Origin of the sequence: Pedococcus sp. (assembly GCF_036554925.1) — a bacterium.
Classification (GTDB): Bacteria; Actinomycetota; Actinomycetes; order Actinomycetales; family Dermatophilaceae; genus Pedococcus_A.
This window is the reverse complement of sequence record NZ_DATBMI010000195.1, coordinates 1-2,101: the sequence shown is the minus strand read 5'-3', so window position 1 is coordinate 2,101 and position 2,101 is coordinate 1. Positions and strand designations below refer to the sequence as shown.

Genomic DNA, 2,101 nt, shown 5'->3' with positions numbered 1-2,101 from the left:
GCCGAGCCCGACGACGCCCAAGCCGAAGCCGACGACGACTCGCGGCTAGCGATACCCCGCCAGCCACGCGCCGGGCACGCGAAGGCCCCCACCCGGATCGGGTGGGGGCCTTCGCTCGTCCCAGCACTGTCGGCCGGCCCGGCCCGTCGCGAAGCCCGCCGCGGCCCGTCCTGCCGGCGCCTCAGCGCCCGCTGAGTGCGGCCTTCACCGCGGCGGCCACCCGACCGCCGTCCGCGCGGCCGGCCACGAGCGCCTGGGCGGCCTTCATGACCTGGCCCATCTGCGGCATACCGGTGGCGCCTGTCTCCGTCACCGCCTGGGAGACGAGCGCCTCGAGCTCTGCGTCGCCGAGCTGGGCGGGAAGGTAGGCCTCGAGCACGGCCAGCTCGGCCTCCTCGGCCTCCGCGCGCTCCGGGTGGCCCGCGTCGCGGTAGGCGGTGGCGGCCTCCTTGCGCTTCTTGGCCTCCTTGGCCAGCACCTTGAGGACCTCGTCGTCGCTGAGCTCGCGTGCCTCCTTGCCGGCGACCTCCTCGTTGGTGATGGAGGTCAGCGCCATCCGCAGGGCACCGGAGCGCACCTTGTCGCGGGCGCGCATGGCGTCGTGCAGGTCGCTCTGGACGGTGGCCTTGAGGGTCTGCTCGGTCATGGCCCCAGTCTGGCAGGCACCCGCAACCGCGATTTGCGAGGATGTCCCCGATGACTTCCCTCCTGAGAGCCCTGGGCGGACTCGCCGCGGTCGGCGCCGCCGGCGTCGGCTACGCGAGCCTTGTCGAGCGCAACGCCTTCGCCCTGCGACGGTTCAGCGTGCCCGTGCTGCCCGCCGGGTCGCGGCCGCTGCGCGTCCTGCACGTGTCCGACCTGCACCTGGTACCGCGGCAGCGCCGCAAGATCGAGTGGGTCCGTGGGCTCGCGGCGCTCCAGCCCGACCTCGTGGTCAACACCGGGGACAACCTGGCGCACCTGGACGCCGTGCCCGGCCTGCTCGAGGCGATGGAGCCGCTCCTGGAGTTCCCGGGCGTCTTCGTGCTCGGCTCCAACGACTACTTCGCGCCGACCTTCAAGAACCCCGCGCTGTACCTCACGCCGTGGTACCGCCGCGGCTCCGGCAGCACCCCCCGGCTGCCCACCGACCAGCTGGTCAAGGGGCTGGTCTCCGGCGGCTGGGAGGACCTCACCAACCGCCGCTCCTACCTCACCGTCGGTGGCACCGACCTCGAGTTCGTCGGCGTCGACGACCCGCACCTCGACTACGACCGGTATGCCGTGGTGGCGGGTCCCGCGGACCCCTCCGTCGCGCTGACGGTCGGGGTCGTGCACGCGCCGTACCAGCGCGTGCTCGACGCCATGACGGCCGACGGGGCCGGCCTGCTCATCGCGGGGCACACCCACGGGGGGCAGCTCGCGCTCCCGCTCTACGGTGCGCTCGTCACCAACTGCGACCTCGACACCAGTCGCGCGAAGGGCGTCTCGCGCTGGTGGCCGGGTGCGAACGGCGCACCCTCCTCGCTGGCGCCGGACAGCGCGGCCTGGATGCACGTCTCGGCCGGGCTCGGCACCTCGCCCTACGCGCCGGTGCGGTTCGCCTGCCGGCCGGAGGCGACCCTGCTCACGCTCACGCCACGCTGACGAGACTGTCTCGGCACACCGATTGGGAGCCTGTGGAGGTGGTGGGCTATCCTTCCTTGGCGCTGCCCGACAGGGCGGCGACTGCCACGGGGTGTGGCGCAGCTTGGTAGCGCGCTTCGTTCGGGACGAAGAGGTCGCAGGTTCAAATCCTGTCACCCCGACCATTGCAGAACCGCAGGTCAGAGTCATGAAGGTTGCCACTGCGACCACATCGCCAAGAGCGAAGGCCACGGCTTGCGAGCCCATCACGAGCCCTGAGCCTTCTCGGCAGGCTCGCGGCCCGCGTCACGCTGTCGTTCAGCAGGTGGGAGTAGAGGTCGAGAGTCATCGACGCCGTCGCGTGCCCGAGCAGCGTCTGGACCGCCTTCATGTCGCCGGTGATCCTCAGCCACGCCGTCGCCGCCGTGTGCCTTAGGTCGTGCGGCCGGAGCCCAGGCTTGTCGACCAGATCACAGGCCGCCTTCCACCCGGCATC

Annotated in this window: 3 protein-coding genes and 1 tRNA gene; 2 read left to right on the top strand and 2 right to left on the bottom strand. The window is 72.1% G+C overall.

Annotated elements, in window-relative coordinates; genetic code table 11:
• Positions 1-181: 181 nt before the first annotated feature.
• A complete protein-coding gene (locus tag VIB11_RS15290; RefSeq protein ID WP_332032262.1) occupies positions 182-646 on the bottom strand; it encodes a GatB/YqeY domain-containing protein in 465 nt (154 codons plus the stop codon).
• Positions 647-696: 50 nt separating this feature from the next.
• Between VIB11_RS15290 and VIB11_RS15285 the strand changes: the two genes are divergently transcribed.
• Positions 697-1,626: a metallophosphoesterase gene (locus tag VIB11_RS15285; protein WP_332032260.1), complete on the top strand. Its 930-nt coding sequence runs from the start codon at positions 697-699 to the stop codon at positions 1,624-1,626.
• 87 nt (positions 1,627-1,713) lie between these two features.
• A tRNA-Pro gene (locus VIB11_RS15280) sits at positions 1,714-1,790 on the top strand.
• On the opposite strand, the gene VIB11_RS15275 is transcribed toward VIB11_RS15280, so the two are convergent.
• Positions 1,769-2,101 (bottom strand): tyrosine-type recombinase/integrase (locus VIB11_RS15275; protein ID WP_332032258.1); only part of this gene is annotated, 333 nt, incomplete at its 5' end. The two genes, VIB11_RS15280 and VIB11_RS15275, sit on opposite strands and share 22 nt — an antisense overlap.

What these genes read in the sequence shown, in the direction of transcription:
- VIB11_RS15290 (WP_332032262.1), bottom strand. Translation starts at nt 646, where the DNA reads ATGACCGAGCAGACCCTCAAGGCCACCGTCCAGAGCGACCTGCACGAC.
- VIB11_RS15285 (WP_332032260.1), top strand. Translation starts at nt 697, where the DNA reads ATGACTTCCCTCCTGAGAGCCCTGGGCGGACTCGCCGCGGTCGGCGCC.